General features: G+C 60.5%; 14 protein-coding genes and 3 pseudogenes. 12 read left to right on the forward strand and 5 right to left on the reverse strand.

Going from position 1 to position 17,400, the window contains the following annotated elements; genetic code table 11:
* The first annotated feature begins 45 nt into the window (after positions 1–45).
* From R1A29_RS26210 to R1A29_RS26260, 11 genes and pseudogenes are all read left to right on the forward strand, one after another.
* The gene (locus R1A29_RS26210; protein ID WP_438299960.1) at positions 46–798 is read left to right on the forward strand and encodes a PBECR2 nuclease fold domain-containing protein; all 753 of its coding nucleotides are present in this window, start codon (positions 46–48) and stop codon (positions 796–798) included.
* 115 nt (positions 799–913) lie between these two features.
* On the forward strand, positions 914–1,375 hold the full coding sequence (locus R1A29_RS26215; RefSeq protein WP_007959884.1) for an Lrp/AsnC family transcriptional regulator: 462 nt from the start codon (positions 914–916) through the stop codon (positions 1,373–1,375).
* Positions 1,376–1,521: 146 nt separating this feature from the next.
* A pseudogene (locus tag R1A29_RS26220) lies at positions 1,522–3,203 on the forward strand (flavin monoamine oxidase family protein).
* A 12-nt stretch (positions 3,204–3,215) separates the two neighbouring features.
* Positions 3,216–4,010, forward strand: coding sequence for a carbon-nitrogen hydrolase family protein (locus R1A29_RS26225; protein WP_438299961.1), 795 nt, complete (start codon positions 3,216–3,218; stop codon positions 4,008–4,010).
* 38 nt (positions 4,011–4,048) lie between these two features.
* The gene (gene pqqF, locus R1A29_RS26230; RefSeq protein ID WP_438299962.1) at positions 4,049–6,475 is read left to right on the forward strand and encodes a pyrroloquinoline quinone biosynthesis protein PqqF; all 2,427 of its coding nucleotides are present in this window, start codon (positions 4,049–4,051) and stop codon (positions 6,473–6,475) included.
* A 159-nt stretch (positions 6,476–6,634) separates the two neighbouring features.
* Complete coding sequence (gene pqqA / locus R1A29_RS26235; RefSeq protein ID WP_003444522.1) at positions 6,635–6,709, forward strand: pyrroloquinoline quinone precursor peptide PqqA; 75 nt, start codon at positions 6,635–6,637, stop codon at positions 6,707–6,709.
* 81 nt (positions 6,710–6,790) lie between these two features.
* Positions 6,791–7,702, forward strand: coding sequence for a pyrroloquinoline quinone biosynthesis protein PqqB (gene pqqB, locus R1A29_RS26240; protein WP_438299963.1), 912 nt, complete (start codon positions 6,791–6,793; stop codon positions 7,700–7,702).
* A 21-nt stretch (positions 7,703–7,723) separates the two neighbouring features.
* Positions 7,724–8,476: a pyrroloquinoline-quinone synthase PqqC gene (gene pqqC / locus R1A29_RS26245; protein ID WP_192552450.1), complete on the forward strand. Its 753-nt coding sequence runs from the start codon at positions 7,724–7,726 to the stop codon at positions 8,474–8,476.
* Positions 8,473–8,749, forward strand: a pseudogene (gene pqqD / locus R1A29_RS26250) (pyrroloquinoline quinone biosynthesis peptide chaperone PqqD). The gene pqqC and the pseudogene pqqD overlap by 4 nt, the downstream one beginning before the upstream one ends.
* Positions 8,750–8,756: 7 nt before the next feature.
* A complete protein-coding gene (gene pqqE / locus R1A29_RS26255) occupies positions 8,757–9,893 on the forward strand; it encodes a pyrroloquinoline quinone biosynthesis protein PqqE (protein WP_371807421.1) in 1,137 nt (378 codons plus the stop codon).
* Positions 9,859–11,666 (forward strand): annotated as a pseudogene (locus tag R1A29_RS26260) (S9 family peptidase). Before pqqE ends, R1A29_RS26260 begins: the two are co-directional and overlap by 35 nt.
* A 3-nt stretch (positions 11,667–11,669) precedes the next feature.
* Here R1A29_RS26260 and R1A29_RS26265 read toward each other — a convergent pair.
* The 4 genes from R1A29_RS26265 to R1A29_RS26280 form a co-directional block, all read right to left on the reverse strand.
* Positions 11,670–11,828, reverse strand: a complete 159-nt coding sequence (locus R1A29_RS26265) for a YqaE/Pmp3 family membrane protein (protein ID WP_065259115.1) — start codon at positions 11,826–11,828, stop codon at positions 11,670–11,672.
* Positions 11,829–11,915: 87 nt separating this feature from the next.
* Positions 11,916–12,236, reverse strand: coding sequence for a helix-turn-helix domain-containing protein (locus R1A29_RS26270; protein WP_438299964.1), 321 nt, complete (start codon positions 12,234–12,236; stop codon positions 11,916–11,918).
* A complete protein-coding gene (locus tag R1A29_RS26275) occupies positions 12,229–12,585 on the reverse strand; it encodes a type II toxin-antitoxin system RelE/ParE family toxin (protein ID WP_438302089.1) in 357 nt (118 codons plus the stop codon). Before R1A29_RS26275 ends, R1A29_RS26270 begins: the two co-directional genes overlap by 8 nt.
* 252 nt (positions 12,586–12,837) lie before the next feature.
* Positions 12,838–14,121 (reverse strand): aspartate aminotransferase family protein, encoded by a 1,284-nt coding sequence (locus R1A29_RS26280; protein WP_438299965.1) that lies wholly within the window; start codon positions 14,119–14,121, stop codon positions 12,838–12,840.
* A gap of 169 nt (positions 14,122–14,290) precedes the next feature.
* Between R1A29_RS26280 and R1A29_RS26285 the strand changes: the two genes are divergently transcribed.
* Positions 14,291–15,220, forward strand: coding sequence for a LysR family transcriptional regulator (locus tag R1A29_RS26285; RefSeq protein ID WP_438299966.1), 930 nt, complete (start codon positions 14,291–14,293; stop codon positions 15,218–15,220).
* A gap of 228 nt (positions 15,221–15,448) precedes the next feature.
* Here the strand turns inward: R1A29_RS26285 and R1A29_RS26290 are convergent, their stop codons facing one another.
* A complete protein-coding gene (locus R1A29_RS26290) occupies positions 15,449–17,227 on the reverse strand; it encodes an acyl-CoA dehydrogenase C-terminal domain-containing protein (RefSeq protein WP_438299967.1) in 1,779 nt (592 codons plus the stop codon).
* Positions 17,228–17,400 lie beyond the last annotated feature (173 nt).

Consider the following 17,400-nt stretch of genomic DNA (forward strand, 5'->3'; position numbering starts at 1 on the left):
GAGCGAGTAATCTCCGGGCGCCGCCGCCCGCCAAGGATTACTTTCATGCTCGTGAGTGCTGCGCCACTGGTCAAAGAAGCAGGTGGCCAACAAACATGGATCGACTTAGCTTTGCCCGACCTGCGGACACTGACCAGAGAGCTTCGCTCAGCCGCCATTGAGGAAGTGAAAAGGGCAGACGATGCGCAAGGAGCACTCAGAATCCTCTTGGCTCACTTCGGATTTATCGATGAGGCATTACTGGCAGTCACTATCCTCACCCCGATCGGAAACGTTGCGGTCATGAGAGACAAGCTCGCCCACATCGTCGAAAAACGCGCTGACTCACGAGAGCGCTACGTTCGGCATGCCATTGATACGCTGACGGGACCTTTTGAAATATGGAGAGTGCTGTACGACAACGGCGGATACCGCATGGCTTTCATCAACGCCTACGAGGCAAAGAATGACATGCTCGTCGTGGTGGATGTCAGGCACGGACACGTCCTGTGGAACTTCATGCATGCCTCGGCAAGAGCGATGAACAAGCACCGCCAGGGCGAACTTCTCTACAAGAGGTACGTTCTTCAGGACAAACAAAAAGGGAGCCTGTTGGCTCCCCTTGAGTATTTGAATCCTGATATTGGCATCCTCAGGAAATGGGATGAAGAGGTCTCACCTTACACCGATGTTGCAGCATCGCTGAGGTACCTACGTCTGCTGAAGCCCTGCAAGGCAGCAGATTTCGCGCTCTTGAGGCCATTTTTGATAAAGGCCGCAGGCAAGTCAAATCATTTGTCTGATCTTTTGTTTCAGTAAAATCCCCCGATGCGGCGGCTGCCTGGCCCCAGCCGCTCAATCAGCACTCACAAGCGCCTCGCGTGACGAGCCTGTAACATGCGACCCCATTGATCCGTACCGCTGGAGCCTGCCCTTGCCCGACATCCGCCCACCCGTGCTCGATGAAATCGACCGCCAGCTGATCGCTGCCCTGCAAATCAACGCCCGCGAAAGCGTGGCGATGCTGGCCAGGCAATTGGGGATCGCCCGCACGACCGTGACTTCGCGGCTGGCGCGACTGGAAAAGGCCAAAGTCATCACCGGCTATGGCGTGCGCCTGGGTCAGCGCGTGGTGGATGGCGGGTTGCAAGCGTACGTCGGGATCAAGGTGCAACCGCGCTCTGGTAAAGAGGTGTTGCGACGTTTGAGCGCGATGGCCCAGGTGCAGCAATTGTGCGCGGTGAGTGGCGAATTTGATTACGTGGCGTGGCTGCGAACCGACTCGCCGGAACAGCTCGATCAACTTCTGGATCAGATCGGCAGCGTAGACGGCGTCGAGAAGACCACGACCTCGATCATCCTCAGCAGCAAGATTGATCGCGGGCATCCAGTCTGATCATCACACTCGTCAGATTGCAGCGCCAGCGCTCAAAACGACGACACTTTGCGTCTTATTAACGTGTTCTACGCTCCCTAGAATGGCTGGCATCTTTTCCTATACTCAGACGCGCATCCGGCGTCGGGTCGCCAGCAAGGTCAGCCATGAACAAGAACAATCGCCATCCTGCAGACGGTAAGAAACCGATCACCATTTTCGGCCCGGACTTTCCGTTCGCCTTCGACGACTGGATCGAGCACCCCGCCGGTCTGGGCAGCATTCCCGAGCACAACCACGGTGCCGAAGTGGCGATCGTCGGTGCCGGCATTGCAGGTCTGGTGGCCGCTTACGAGCTGATGAAACTTGGTTTGAAACCGGTCGTTTACGAGGCCTCGAAGCTTGGCGGCCGTCTGCGTTCCCAGGCCTTCAACGGCACTGACGGCATCGTCGCCGAGCTTGGCGGCATGCGTTTCCCGGTGTCCTCCACCGCGTTCTATCACTACGTCGACAAACTCGGCCTGGAGACCAAGCCCTTCCCCAACCCGTTGACGCCAGCCTCTGGCAGCACCGTGATCGACCTGGAAGGCAAAACCCATTACGCACAGAGCCTGAAAGATCTTCCTGCACTATTCCAGGAAGTGGCCGATGCCTGGGCCGATGCTCTCGAAGCTGGTTCACAGTTCGCCGATATCCAGCAAGCGATCCGCGACCGCGATGTGCCACGCCTCAAGGAGCTGTGGAACACCCTGGTGCCGCTGTGGGACGACCGCACGTTCTACGACTTCGTCGCCACGTCGAAAGCCTTCGCCAAACTGTCGTTCCATCACCGCGAAGTATTCGGCCAGGTCGGTTTCGGTACCGGCGGCTGGGACTCTGACTTCCCCAACTCGATGCTGGAAATCTTCCGCGTGGTGATGACCAACTGCGACGATCACCAGCACCTGGTGGTCGGCGGTGTGGAACAAGTGCCACAAGGCATCTGGCGTCATGCGCCGGAGCGCTGCGTGCACTGGCCTCAAGGCACCAGCCTGAAATCGTTGCACCATGGCGCGCCGCGCTCGGGGTGAAGAAAATCGCCCACGCGCCTGACGGGCGTTTCGCGGTCACCGACAACAACGGCGACACCCGTGAATACGCCGCCGTACTGACCACCTGCCAGAGCTGGCTGCTGACCACCCAGATCGAATGCGACGAAACCCTGTTCTCGCAAAAAATGTGGATGGCACTGGACCGCACGCGCTACATGCAATCGTCGAAGACCTTCGTGATGGTCGACCGCCCATTCTGGAAGGACAAGGACCCGGAAACCGGCCGCGACCTGATGAGCATGACCCTCACCGATCGCCTGACCCGTGGCACCTACCTGTTCGACAACGGCGACGACAAGCCGGGCGTGATCTGCCTGTCGTACTCGTGGATGAGCGATGCGCTGAAAATGCTCCCGCACCCGGTGGAAAAACGCGTGAAACTGGCGCTGGACGCATTGAAGAAGATCTACCCGAAAGTTGACATCGCCGCACGGATCATCGGCGATCCGATCACCGTGTCCTGGGAAGCCGACCCGCACTTCCTCGGCGCGTTCAAGGGCGCCCTGCCCGGCCACTATCGCTACAACCAGCGCATGTACGCGCACTTCATGCAGGACGACATGCCGCCGGAACAGCGCGGGATTTTCATCGCCGGCGACGACGTGTCGTGGACGCCGGCCTGGGTCGAGGGCGCGGTGCAGACTTCGCTCAACGCGGTGTGGGGAATCATGAAGCACTTTGGCGGGTCCACACATAAAGAGAACCCCGGCCCGGGTGATGTGTTCAACGACATCGGCCCGATCGCCCTGCCCGAGTAAGAGGAATCCCCGATGCGTGTAGCCCTTTACCAATGCCCACCGCTGCCACTGGAACCGGCCGCCAACCTCCAGCGCCTGCATCAACTGGCGATGGAGGCCAAAGGTGCCGACCTGCTGGTGGTTCCGGAGATGTTCCTGACCGGCTACAACATCGGCAAGGAAGCGGTCGCGACATTGGCCGAGGTCTACAACGGTGAGTGGGCGCAACAGGTCGGGCGGATCGCCAAGGCTGCCGGCCTGGCGATTCTCTACGGTTACCCAGAGCGTACCGCCGAAGGGCAGATCTATAACGCCGTACAGTTGATCGACTCGAACGGTGAGCGCCTGTGCAATTACCGCAAGACGCACCTGTTCGGCGATCTGGATCGTTCGATGTTCAGCCCCGGCGATGGCGAGTTTCCCATCGTCGAGCTCAACGGCTGGAAGCTCGGCTTCCTGATCTGCTACGACCTGGAGTTCCCGGAAAACGCGCGGCGCCTGGCCCTTGAAGGTGCCGAGCTGATTCTGGTGCCGACGGCGAACATGATTCCTTTCGATTTCATTGCCGATGTTTCCGTGCGCTCCCGCGCTTTCGAAAACCAGTGCTACGTGGCTTACGCCAACTACTGCGGCCACGAAGGCGACATCCACTACTGCGGACAAAGCAGCATTGCCGCGCCGGATGGCAACCGCATCGCCCAGGCCGGGCTGGATGAAGCACTGATCGTCGGTGAGCTGGATCGCCAGTTGATGGTCGACTCCCGCAGCGCCAACCGCTACTTCAACGACCGCCGCCCCGAACTTTACGACGCGCTCAACAAGCGCTAATCCGCTAGCATGGGCACTTCACTGTTCTGGAAGTGCCCATGCCTGCGCCGACTCACCCCCGCCCCCACACCGAAACCCTGGCCAACGGCTTGCGCGTGACCCTGCGTCACGTGCCCGGCCTGAAGCGCAGCGCCGCCGCGTTGCGGGTGGCTGTCGGCAGTCATGACGTGCCGTTGGCGTGGCCGGGACTGGCACATTTTCTTGAGCATTTGCTGTTCCTCGGTACCGAGCGTTTTCCTGCACAGCAAGGGCTGATGGCCTACGTACAAGGTCACGGCGGCCAGGTGAATGCCAGCACCCGCGAGCGCACCACCGATTTCTTCTTTGAATTGCCGACAGCGTCCTTCAGCGGCGGGCTTGAGCGTCTGTCAGACATGCTCGCCCGTCCGCGTATGAATCCGGACGATCAGTTGCGGGAACGGGAGGTGCTGCAGGCAGAGTTTGTCGCATGGTCGCAGGACACCGCTGCTCAACAGAAAGAAGCGCTGTTCGAAGGGCTGTCAGCAGCGCATCCGTTGCGCGGCTTTCATGCCGGGAACCGCGACAGCCTGCCGGTAGAACGAGCGGAGTTTCAGCAGGCGTTGAAAGACTTCCACCAGCAGTTTTATCGCACCGGGCAGATGACACTGAGCCTGGTTGGACCGCAGAACATTCAAGAGCTGCGAACGCTGGCCGAGCAGTTTGCTGCTGCGCTGACACCTGGGGATAAAACTGTACAGGCAGCCCCCGTTCGCTTGATGGACAATCCACAGGCAAGTTATCAACAGGTCGGCGAGCGGCACGGCAATCTGCTGTTTGCGCTGGAAGACCTGCCGGAGCCGTCGGCCGAAGCGCTGGCGTTTCTCTGTCACTGGCTGAACAGCGCCAAACCCGGTGGCTTGCTCGCGCATTTGCAGCAGCAGGGTCTCGCAAACAGTCTGCAAGCTTGCGTGCAATATCAGTTTGCCGGACAGGTGTTGCTGCATCTTCAGTTCACTGGCGTATACGGGTCACTCGATGCCATCAGAGCGCAATCTCTGGATTGGCTGGGCTACTTCGCAGCGCAGCAGGACTGGCCGGCATTGCGAGCAGAATACGCGGAACTGCTTCAGCGTCAGCAGCAAGTCAGCGGTGCACTGCAACTGGCGCGGCTCGACAGCGAACAACTCGAAAGCGGCCTGTCCGAATCGGCCGTTACGGCGCTCAAAGCGGTTCTCGGCAAAATCGGCACTGTGGATAACTTCAGCCCCCATTGGCGTCTGCCGAGCGCCAACCCGTTCCTGCGCACAGCCGAACCGCTGGCCAACGCCGGCCTGATTCGTGGCCAGACCAGCGCTCACCGGGGTCTGCGCACGTTTGCTCAGGACCGCTCGCGCAGCCGCCGCGAACGCTCGCCGATGCAGTTCAGTCAGGCACTGCCGGATAACAGCGACGTAGGCGCGGTGTATGTGCGCTGGCAAACGGAAGCAGCGGCCACGGCTGAGCTGCAGGCGAAACTGCAACACAGTCTGCGGGAAGTGTCGGGCGACGCACGTCAGTCCGGGGTCGAGTTGTCGTTCAGCACCACGGGTAATCAGTGGCTGCTGAAAGTGACCGGTCTGCAGGACACGCTGCCCGCTGTGCTGGAACATGCGCTGAAATCTCTGACACAAGTAAGCGCCGAATCCGCGAAAGGCGAGCTGCAACCTGCGCTGATACCGATCCGCCAACTGCTCAAGGCATTGCCCGAAAAGTGCCTGCCAACGGTAGGCGAATCCGATGACGCCGCGCACCTGTGGACAACTTCCCGTTGGGACGGTCTGGCGCTGGGCCTCAATCCACAGACCCAATCCGCCATGGGCCTGGCCCTGAGTCGCATCCCCGGCACACCGGACAATCAATTGCCCGCCCCTTCGACAACCCACACCCAATACTCGTGGCAACAAATCGAAAGCGACTCCAGCGAACACGCCTTGCTACTGTTCTGTCCTGCCGCCAGCCAGGAAATCGCTGACGACGCCGCGTGGCGTCTGCTCGCGCACCTGTGCCAGACGCCGTTCTACCAACGCCTGCGAGTCGAGCTGCAACTGGGTTATGCAGTCTTCAGCGGGTTGCGCCAGATCCATGGCCAAAGCGGATTGTTGTTCGGTGTGCAATCGCCAACGACCAGCGCCGCGCAATTGCTCGTGCACATTCAACAGGTCCTCGACAGCTTGCCGGCCCTTATCGAACAACTCGATGACGCCAGCCTTGACCAGCAACGCCAGACGCTTGCCGATCAGTTCGATGACAGCGTCCTGTCCGGCAAAGAGGCAGCCGAGCTCCTGTGGCAGGCCCGGCTCGCCGGCCACTCGTCGGATTATCTGCCACAGCTACGTAGCGCCATCGTTCAACTGGATCGCCCGGCACTGCTGGCCGCCGCACAACGCCTGATCCGCGCCGAAGGCGGCTGGCACGGTCTGTCCAGCGACCCTGCGCCAGGCGCGCCATGGCAAGCGGCAAAATGATCATTACCGGGGCTGCAAGGAGCTTTCTCAAAGATTCACGGGCCAACCCCCTGAAATTTTGAGTAACATAGCCACCTAACTATTTGGAACATCTCAGCGCTGCCGTGGACTATACCTATGGATAGCGCTATCTCACCCACCTGAAGAAGGAGTCACCCGATGGCTTGGACCAAACCTGCTTACACCGACCTGCGTATCGGCTTCGAAGTCACCATGTACTTCGCCAGCCGCTGAGTTCTGCCTCGTCAGAATTGCAGTGCAACGCCTCGGCTCGCCGGGGCGTTTTATTTTCAGCGTTGAAATGATGGAGCGTTCATGTTCGTCCAGATTCTGGGTTCGGCCGCCGGTGGCGGTTTTCCGCAGTGGAACTGCAACTGCGTCAATTGCGCCGGTTTTCGCGACGGCAGCCTGAATGCCAAGGCCCGTACCCAATCGTCTATCGCAATTTCCGATGACGGCGTGAACTGGGTGCTGTGCAACGCCTCGCCGGACATCCGCGCGCAGCTCCAGAGCTTCGCCCCGATGCAACCGGGCCGTGCCCTGCGTGACACCGGCATCAGCGCGATCATCCTGATGGACAGCCAGATCGACCACACCACCGGCCTGCTCAGCCTGCGCGAAGGCTGCCCGCATCAGGTCTGGTGCACGGACATGGTCCACGAAGACCTGAGCACCGGTTTCCCGCTGTTCACCATGCTCAAGCACTGGAACGGCGGGCTGGACTGGAACCGCATCGAACTCGACCAGAGCTTCACCGTCGCCGCCTGCCCGAACCTGCGCTTCACCCCACTGCCGTTGCGCAGCGCCGCCCCGCCCTACTCGCCGCACCGCTTCGACCCGCATCCGGGCGACAACATCGGCCTGATCGTCGAAGACCTCAGCACCGGCGGCAAACTGTTCTACGCGCCGGGCCTGGGCAAAGTCGATGCGCCGTTGCTGGAAATCATGGCCGGCAGCGACTGCGTGCTGGTGGACGGGACGCTGTGGGACGACGATGAAATGCAGCGCCGTGGCGTTGGCACCCGCACCGGCCGTGAAATGGGCCACCTGGCGCAGAACGGCCCCGGCGGCATGCTCGAAGTGCTGGAACAGCTTCCCGAGCAGCGCAAAGTGCTTATCCACATCAACAACACCAACCCGATTCTCGACGAAGACTCCCCGGAGCGCGCGGAACTGGTGCGGCGCAATGTTGAAGTGGCGTATGACGGCATGAGCATCGTCCTGTAACAAATGGCCCGGAGAACCGCAATGACCGACATCCCGCTGTCCCCCGCCGAATTCGAAGCGGCCCTGCGCGCCAAGGGCGCCTACTACCACATCCATCACCCGTATCACGTGGCGATGTATGAAGGCCGGGCTACCCGCGAGCAGATCCAGGGCTGGGTCGCCAACCGCTTCTACTATCAGGTGAACATTCCCCTGAAAGACGCGGCGATCCTCGCCAATTGCCCGGATCGCGAGATCCGCCGCGAGTGGATTCAGCGCCTGCTCGACCACGACGGCGCCCCCGGCGAAGACGGCGGCATCGAAGCCTGGCTGCGCCTCGGCCAGGCCGTCGGTCTCGATCCGGATCAATTGCGCTCCCAGGAACTGGTGCTGCCCGGCGTGCGTTTCGCCGTGGACGCCTACGTCAACTTCGCCCGCCGCGCCAGTTGGCAGGAAGCCGCCAGCAGCTCGTTGACCGAACTGTTCGCGCCGCAGATCCACCAATCGCGCCTCGACAGCTGGCCGCAGCATTACCCGTGGATCGACCCGGCCGGCTACGAGTACTTCCGCACTCGCCTCGGTCAGGCCCGGCGCGATGTCGAGCATGGTCTGGCGATCACGCTCGAGCACTACAAGACCCGCGAAGGCCAGGAGCGCATGCTGGAAATTCTCCAGTTCAAACTGGACATCCTTTGGAGCATGCTCGATGCCATGAGCATGGCCTACGAACTGAACCGCCCGCCGTATCACAGCGTCACCGATCAACGGGTCTGGCATAAAGGAATCGCCTTATGAGTTTCGACCGCAGCAAGACTCCGACCTGGCGTCCCGGCTACCGCTTCCAGTACGAACCGGCGCAGAAAGGCCATGTGCTGCTGTACCCGGAAGGCATGATCAAGCTCAACGATAGTGCCGCACTGATCGGCGGCCTGATCGACGGTGAGCGGGATGTCGCGGCGATCATCGCCGAACTCGACAGAACAGTTCCCCGGCGTACCCGAGCTCGGTGACGACATCGAGCAATTCATGGAGGTTGCCCGTGCGCAGCACTGGATCGAACTTGCCTGAGTCATCGGTGCAAGTCCCGGCCAAACCGGAAATCGGCCTGCCGCTTTGGCTGCTCGCCGAGCTGACTTATCGTTGCCCGCTGCAATGTCCGTACTGCTCCAATCCGCTGGATTTCGCCGAGCAGGGCAAAGAGCTGAGCACCGAGCAGTGGATCAAGGTGTTCCGCGAGGCGCGGGAGATGGGTGCGGCGCAACTGGGCTTTTCCGGGGGCGAACCGCTGGTGCGCCAGGACCTCGCCGAGCTGATCCGTGAGGCGCGGCAGTTGGGCTTCTACACCAACCTGATCACCTCCGGCATCGGCCTGACCGAGCAGAAAATCAGCGACTTCAAGAAGGCCGGGCTCGATCACATCCAGATCAGCTTCCAGGCCAGCGACGAGCAAGTGAACAACCTGCTCGCCGGCTCGAAAAAGGCCTTTGCGCAGAAACTCGAAATGGCTCGCGCAGTGAAAGCTCACGGCTATCCGATGGTGCTGAACTTCGTCACCCATCGGCACAACATCGACAAGATCGACCGCATCATCGAGCTGTGCATTGCACTGGAGGCGGACTTCGTAGAACTCGCCACCTGCCAGTTCTACGGTTGGGCGCAGCTCAATCGTGTCGGCCTGTTGCCAACCAAGGAACAACTGGTCCGCGCCGAACGCATCACCAACGAATACCGCGCCAAGCTGGAAGCCGAAGGGCATCCGTGCAAACTGATTTTCGTCACCCCGGACTATTACGAAGAACGCCCGAAAGCCTGCATGAACGGCTGGGGCAGTCTGTTTCTGACGGTCACGCCGGACGGTACCGCCCTGCCCTGCCATGGCGCCCGACAGCTGCCGGTACAATTTCCCAATGTGCGCGACCACAGCATGCAGCACATCTGGTACGACTCGTTCGGCTTCAACCGCTTTCGCGGTTATGACTGGATGCCCGAGCCGTGCCGCTCCTGCGACGAGAAAGAACAGGACTTCGGCGGCTGCCGCTGCCAGGCGTTCATGCTCACCGGCGATGCCAGCAATGCCGATCCGGTGTGCAGCAAGTCCGAACATCACGGCGTGATCCTCAAGGCCCGCGAAGAAGCCGAGCACGCCACCCAGACCATCGAACAACTGGCCTTTCGCAATGAACGAAACTCGCGCCTCATCGCCAAAGGCTGAGCCTTTCAGCGCCACTGCCGCCGTTGCTGCCGGTGTGGATTTCGCCGAACTGCAGCTCGGCGCACAGGGTTTGTTCTGGAATGAATACCGCCCTGCAGACGCCGCGTGCCGGATCTGGCACTGGCGCGATGGCGTGGCGAAATGTCTGACGCCTGCGGGTTTCAGCGTGCGCAGCCGGGTGTACGAATATGGCGGCGGGGCGTTTTGTCTGACGCCTGATGGAGTAGTTTTCGTCAACGAGGCGGATCAGCAGCTGTACCAACAGACGCTGGACGGCGAGCCCGTGGCATTGACGTCGGGCGAGTATCGATATGGCGATCTGCACTTTGCCAACGGGCAGGTGCTGGCCGTTGAAGAGAACGGTGATCGCCATCGTCTGGTGGCCATCGATCTGGCGAATGGCGACCGCCATACGCTGGTTGAAGGCGTAGACTTTTACGCGTCGCCGATCATCAGCCCGGACGGTCAGCGCCTGGCGTGGATCGAGTGGAGCCGTCCGCATCAGCCGTGGACGTCCACCCGTTTGATGCTCGCCGAGCGCGCAGGTAGTGGATTTTCTGCCCCCCGTTGCGTGGCCGGTGAAACGCTTGAAGAGTCGATCCAGCAACCGCGCTTCGATGCCAGTGGCCGATTGGGCTGCCTGACCGACCGTGGCGGATATTGGCAACCGTGGGTCGAGTCTGCAGACGGCCTGCAACCGTTACCTTGTGCCGAAGCCGATCACGCACCAGCGCCGTGGCAACTCGGCGGCTGTACCTGGCTGCCCATCGACGAAGGCTATTTGGCAAGTTGGAGCGAAGGCGGTTTTGGTCGTCTGGCGCTCAACGGCGAAGACTTTACTAGCGACTACAGTCGCTTCCGTCATCTGGCTGTCGATGATCAGTTCATTTACTGCATCGCCGCTTCACCGATCAGCCCTTCAGCGGTACTTGCCATTGATCGCGAGTCGCGTGAAGTGAAAGTGCTGGCCGGCGGCGTCGCACCGTTGCCCCCGAGCGCATCAGCCGTCCGCAAACCCTGCGTTACCCCAGCGGTTCAGGTGAAGCGCACGGTTTCTTTTATCCGGCCATCAATGGTGATGCCAAACCGCCGCTGGTGGTGTTCATCCACGGAGGCCCGACGTCGGCCTGCTACCCGATGCTCGACCCGCGCATCCAGTACTGGACGCAACGCGGCTTCGCCGTCGCCGACCTCAACTACCGTGGCAGCAGCGGCTATGGCCGGGAATATCGGCAGGCGTTGCATCTGAGCTGGGGCGCGGTGGATGTCGAGGATGCCTGTGCGGTGGTCGCTTACCTGAATGATCGCGACATGATCGACGGCGAGCGTGCGTTCATCCGCGGTGGCAGCGCCGGTGGTTACACGACGCTGTGCGCATTGGCATTCCATCAAGTGTTCCGCGCCGGCGCCAGCCTGTACGGCGTCAGCGATCCGGTGGCTCTGGGCCGCGCGACACACAAGTTCGAAGGTGATTATCTGGACTGGCTGATCGGCGATCCCGAGCAAGACGCCGAACGCTACGCCGCCCGCACACCGTTGCTGCACGCCGGCAACATTCGCGTGCCGGTGATTTTCTTTCAGGGTGAACTGGATGCCGTGGTCGTGCCGCAACAGACCCGCGACATGGTCGCGGGTCTGGAGCACAACGGCATCGAAGTCGAAGCGCATTACTACGCCGACGAACGTCACGGCTTCCGCCGGGCCGTCAATCAGGCCCATGCGCTGGAGCAGGAGTGGCGTTTCTATCGGCGAGTCATGGGCCTGGCGGACTGAAACTCAGCGCTTGGCGATGATGTACACCGCGTGCACGATCCCCGGGATGTAACCGCACAGCGTCAGCAGGATATTCAGCCAGAACGCGCCGCCGAACCCGACCTGCAGAAACACACCCAGCGGCGGCAAGATAATGGCGATGATGATGCGGATGAAGTCCATGGGGCAGCTCCTGATTGGGGGCTGGCTCGACTGAGCCATACAAGCTAATCGACCTGTGCCGTTTGTCAGGGTTCAGTGCTATTGCACTCAAGCCAGAATTTGCAGACCGTGTTTCTGCACGATACTGAGCAGCTTCAAGGCCATGCCGCTTGGGTGCTTGTCTCCTGATTCCCATTGCTTGACGGTCGACGCACTGGTGTTCAAATAACGAGCGAACACTGGCTGACTGACGTTGTTGCGCTCACGCAGTGCCTTGATCTGTTCCGCCGGGATCGCATCGGGAACCGCTGCAAGACACGACTCATCAAACTCACGCATCGTTGCCTTGCTGATCGCGCCGACTGCAAGCAGGGCATTGGCCGACTCGTGAACGGATTCAAACACGTCACTTTTGAATTTTTTACTCATGAGTTATCTCCACAAACGCCTTCATGACCAACAAGCCTTGAATCTGCTCTTCGGTAAGTTGCGCATAGGCTTTCGCCAGTTTGCGCAGTTCCTTCAGCTCCGTAGAACTGATGTTGCTCCGATCCTTTTTGGCGAACAGCACCTGATAAACCCAGTAGTGCCCGCCTTTGGCCAGAACAATCGACCGGTGACGGTTTTCGTTCAGGCGCTTCTTCCAGACTCCGCCTCCCAGATTGTCCGCTTGACCATCAAGCATCTCGGCAAAAGCCTCGCGGAGTTCTTCGTCGGTGATCCATGCTTTGCTGGCCTGTATCGCAAAACCTTTTGTCTTGAACAACCTGAACGACATCGGTATCCCTTCCAAAAAAACATACCACTCAGTGGTATAGATTACAAAGCCCGTCTTTCGACAATTTTGGTCTACTGGCATCGGCAATCCTTGCCGAGGCCCACTAAAGAAACACCGCAGTTGCCAATCCTCAAGCACTAAACCGCGCTCGCAAAACCCGGCCACAAAAAAACGCCCCACGCCAAAAGAATCAGGCGTGGGGCGTGCGTTATACCGCGAGACGGTTCTTGAATTCGGGTGGGAAACTTCAGCTCAGACGGCAATCCCTTTTCGGCATTGCAGTTGCGCCGTGCGTACCCGGGAGAAGGCGCGGGCCAGGCGCAGGAGCATTTCGTCGATGTTGGCCTTGCTGACGGTGAGCGCCGGTGTGAAGCGCAGGCAGTTGGCTTGTGGAGTGTTGAGCAGCAAGCCTTCATGGAGCGCGGCTTTGACCACGGCCTCGGCGGAGTCTTCCGACAGGGTCAGTCCCCAGAACAGCCCTTGCCCGCGCAACTCGCCATGTTCATAACGATGGGCCAGACGGGCGAGCCCTTCGCGCAGATGCTGGCCGGTTTCCCGGATCTGTTCGAGGAAGGAGCGGTCCTGCACGCTGTCGAGTACCACCAGGCCGGCGGCGGTCATCAGGGCGTTGCCGTGATGCGTACCGCCCAGCTCGCCGAAGTCGAAACAGCAGGCCTTGCCTCGCGCCAGCAGCGCCGCCAGCGGTACGCCACCGCCAAGGCCCTTGCCGAGTACGACGATATCGGCGCGTACGCCGTAGGATTGTTCGGCGAGCAAGGTGCCGCAGCGGCCGATGCCAGTCTGAACTTCGTCGAGGATCAGCAGAATCCCCAGTTCACGACACAGGCGTTCGACACCCTTGAGGTAATGCTCGGTCGCCGGTATCACACCGGCATCGCTCTGGATCGGTTCGAGCATGATCGCCACGGTCTGCGCATCGACGGCGGCATGCAGCGCCGGCAGGTCGTTGAACGGCACCAGATCGAAGCCCGGCAGCAGCGGTGCGAAGCGATTGTGCAGGTTGCAACTGTCCGACGCCGAAATCGTCGCCAGACTACGTCCATGACAGCCTTGTCTGGCGACAATGATCCGCGAGGCGCCGCCGCGATGCAGCTGGCCCCATTTGCGCGCCAGTTTGATCGCGGCTTCACAGGCTTCGCTGCCACTGTTGAGCAGATACGCCTGATCGCTGGAAGTGCTGGCACACAAACGCTCGGCGAGGCTGAGCATGCCGCGGTTGTGCAGATTGAATCCGGGATTGATCAGCGCCTGGGCCTGACCCGCAATGGCTTTGACCAGCGCCGAAGGGCTGTGGCCCAGGCTGTTGGCGCCGCCGGCCTGGGAAAAGTCCAGGTAGGCGCGGTCATTGCTGTCCCACAACCAGGAGCCCTGTCCGCGAACGAAAACCTGCTGCGGTCGCTCGACGCTGGGCATCAGGCGCTCGGCATTCAGGCCATCAGCGGCATCCGGTTCATGGGTTTCAAAAGCCAGGTCATCGAGACTCGGCGCCTGGCGCCGCAAGCTGAACAGATTCATTGAAAAAAACCTCGATTGAGGTTTTTTGAACTGCCTATATAAACACTTTCGAAGCAAACGCTGGTCATTGCGCTTTCCGGCCCTGTAAGCCTTGTGAATGCGGTTAGACTAGGCCTCTTCAAGGCGCCGAGCCATTTCGATTTCCCAGCATTTTCGATAAGTATCACTTATGGATTTCAAACAACTGCGTTATTTCGTCGCGGTCTACGAAGAAGGCCATGTCGGGCGTGCCGCCGAGCGCCTGTCGATCTCTCAACCCGCGTTGTCCCAGCAGATCCGCCATCTGGAACAGAACCTCGACGTCACCCTGTTCGAACGCAGCAGCAAACGCCTGCTGCCGACCCTGGCCGCCCACACGCTGTACAACCACGCGCTGCCATTGCTCGACGGCATGCAACGTGCGCGCGAGGCGCTGGGCAACTTCAAGGGGCAGGCGCTGCGTACGCTGGCGATCGGTGTGCTGCAAACCGTGCACACCAGCCTGGTGCCGCAAATGCTTGAGCGGGTGCGCAAGGCCCAACCCCATCTGGTGGTGCAGATTTATGAACTGACGGGACTGGAGATCGAGCGGCGCCTGCTCAATGGTTCGCTGGACATCGGCATCAGCTATCTGCCGCCCCGCCAGCCGGGTCTGCACGGTGTGATGCTGTACGAAGATGAACTGACGCTGGTCATCCCGGCAGATCATCCGTTGCGCGAATTCAAGAAAGTCTCGATGAGCCAGGCTGCAGAATTGCCCATGTTGCTGCTGGGCGAGGAATTTCAGATCCGCCAGATCTGGCAGGCACAACTGGCCAGCCTCGGGCGCCGTCCGCAAGTACAGGCAGAACTGAACAACATGGTGGGGATTCTCGACAGCCTGCCGCACACACGGCTGGCGACGGTATTGCCGGGGCGCTCACAGAAGGAGTACGACGATCAGGACTTGCTGTGGAAACCGATCAGCGAACCCCGGGTACCGCTGAAGGTGGGTCTGGTGTGTCGCGATGTGCAGCGTCAGCAGGCGTCGTTGGCCTTGCTGGGAACGTTGCTGGAGGAAGTGATGCAGCGCGAGGAAAAACCGCTCAAAGCTGCGCCAGGTCTGGATTCGCTGAGCTGAAAACTTTTCTGCGGGCATAAGAAAACCCCGCCGAAGCGGGGCTTTGCAGACTGTTTCCCTGACATCCATTTCACTCCGCCACCCTGGCAGAATCCTTACGTGTCCGTGTTGTTGCTTTGCGCTTCCTGCGCGACGTCCATGGAAAGTAGATTAGCTCTGGATCCAATCTGCGCCTATGGGAGAACAGCAGCACGTCATGTAAGAGATCGCTTACATGACGTTACATCATCAGAACTGCGCAGCATCCAGCAGGAACAGCGACTCGCTGCCAGCCTTCACCGACGCGCTCAACGAGTGAATCCGCGGCAGCAGACGGGCGAAATAGAACCGCGCGGTGCCGAGCTTGCTCGCGTAGAAATCATCCTGCGCTTCTTTGCCCAGCGATGCCTTGGCCATCAACGCCCACATGTAGGCGTAAGCGGTGTAGCCGAAGGCTTGCAGATACTCGACCGACGCTGCACCGATTTCGTTCGGGTTGGTTTTCGCCCGGTCCAGCAGCCACGAGGTCAGTTCGTCGAGGTTGTCGACGGCTTCATTCAGCGGCTTGGTGAACTCGCCCAGATCAGCACTGGCAGTGGCGGTGAAATGTCGGATCTCGTCAGCGAACAGTTTGTAGAACGCGCCACCGCTACCGACGATCTTGCGGCCTACCAGGTCCAGCGCCTGGATGCCGTTGGTGCCTTCGTAAATCTGGGTGATGCGCACGTCACGCACCAGTTGCTCCTGGCCCCACTCGCGGATGTAGCCGTGGCCGCCGAAGATCTGCTGGCCATGGACCGTGGTTTCCAGACCCAGATCGGTCAGGAATGCCTTGGCCACTGGCGTCAGCAAGGCAACCAGATCTTCCGCACGCTTGCGGGTCGCTGCGTCTTCGCTGAACTTGGCGGTATCGAGCTGCATCGCCACGTAGGTGGAGAACGCACGGCCGCCTTCGTTCGAGGCTTTCATGGTCAGCAGCATGCGACGCACGTCCGGGTGGACGATGATCGGGTCGGCCACCTTGTCCTTGTTCTGCGCGCCGGTCGGCGAACGGCTTTGCAGACGATCACGGGCGTATTCGAGGGCGTTCTGGTACGAGCGCTCGCCGGTGGCCAGGCCCTGGATACCAACACCCAGACGCTCGTAGTTCATCATGGTGAACATCGCGGCCAGGCCTTTGTTCGGCTCGCCGACCAGATAACCCACGGCTTCGTCGAAGTTCATCACACAAGTGGCCGAAGCCTGGATGCCCATCTTGTGTTCGATCGAACCGCAATTCGCCGGGTTGCGCGCACCCAGGCTGCCATCGGCATTGACCATGAACTTCGGCACCAGGAACAGCGAAATGCCTTTCGGCCCCGCCGGTGCGTCCGGCAGTTTGGCCAGCACCAGGTGGATGATGTTTTCGGTCAGGTCGTGCTCACCGCCGGTGATAAAGATCTTGGTGCCGCTGACCTTGTAGGAACCGTCGGCCTGCGGCTCGGCCTTGGTGCGGATGATGCCCAGGTCGGTGCCGGCATGCGGCTCGGTCAGGCACATGGAACCTGCCCAGATCCCGGCGTACATGTTCGGCAGGTACGCGGCTTTCAGCTCTTCGCTGGCGTGGGCGTTGATCGACAGGCAGGCGCCGGCGGTCAGCATCGGGTACAGACCGAAGGACAGGCTGGCGGAGTTGACCATTTCCTCGACCTGAGCCGACACGGCTTTGGGCATGCCCATGCCACCGTATTCCGGATCACCGCCAACACCGACCCAGCCGCCTTCGGCATAAGTCTGATAGGCCTGTGGGAAACCGGCCGGCGTGGTGACGGCACCGTCGGCCCAGTGGCAGCCTTCTTCGTCGGCCGCGCGGCTCAGGGGCGCGATGCTTTTGCTGGTGACCTTGCCGGCCTCTTCGAGAATGGCTTCAACGGTTTCCGCGTCGACGGTCTCGGCCAGGGCCGGCAGTTCGGCCCAGAGTTTGGCGACTTCGAACACTTCATTGAGGACGAAGCGCATATCGCGCAGCGGCGCTTTGTAGTCAGCCATGGCAAACCTCGCAAAGATCTAAACAGGTGATTCGTGGAAGGGTGATTTCGTTGAGCTGGAGTGTAACCCAACAACTTTTGCGACACATAGGGTCAGGCCATGACTGTTTTGTTATTTTTAGTCACCACCTTGTACTCAAAAAGAAGCCCGCAATCAGCGGGCTCTTTTGTTTA

The organism is Pseudomonas sp. NMS19W, assembly GCF_051554255.1.
GTDB classification, from domain to species: Bacteria; Pseudomonadota; Gammaproteobacteria; order Pseudomonadales; family Pseudomonadaceae; genus Aquipseudomonas; species Aquipseudomonas kribbensis.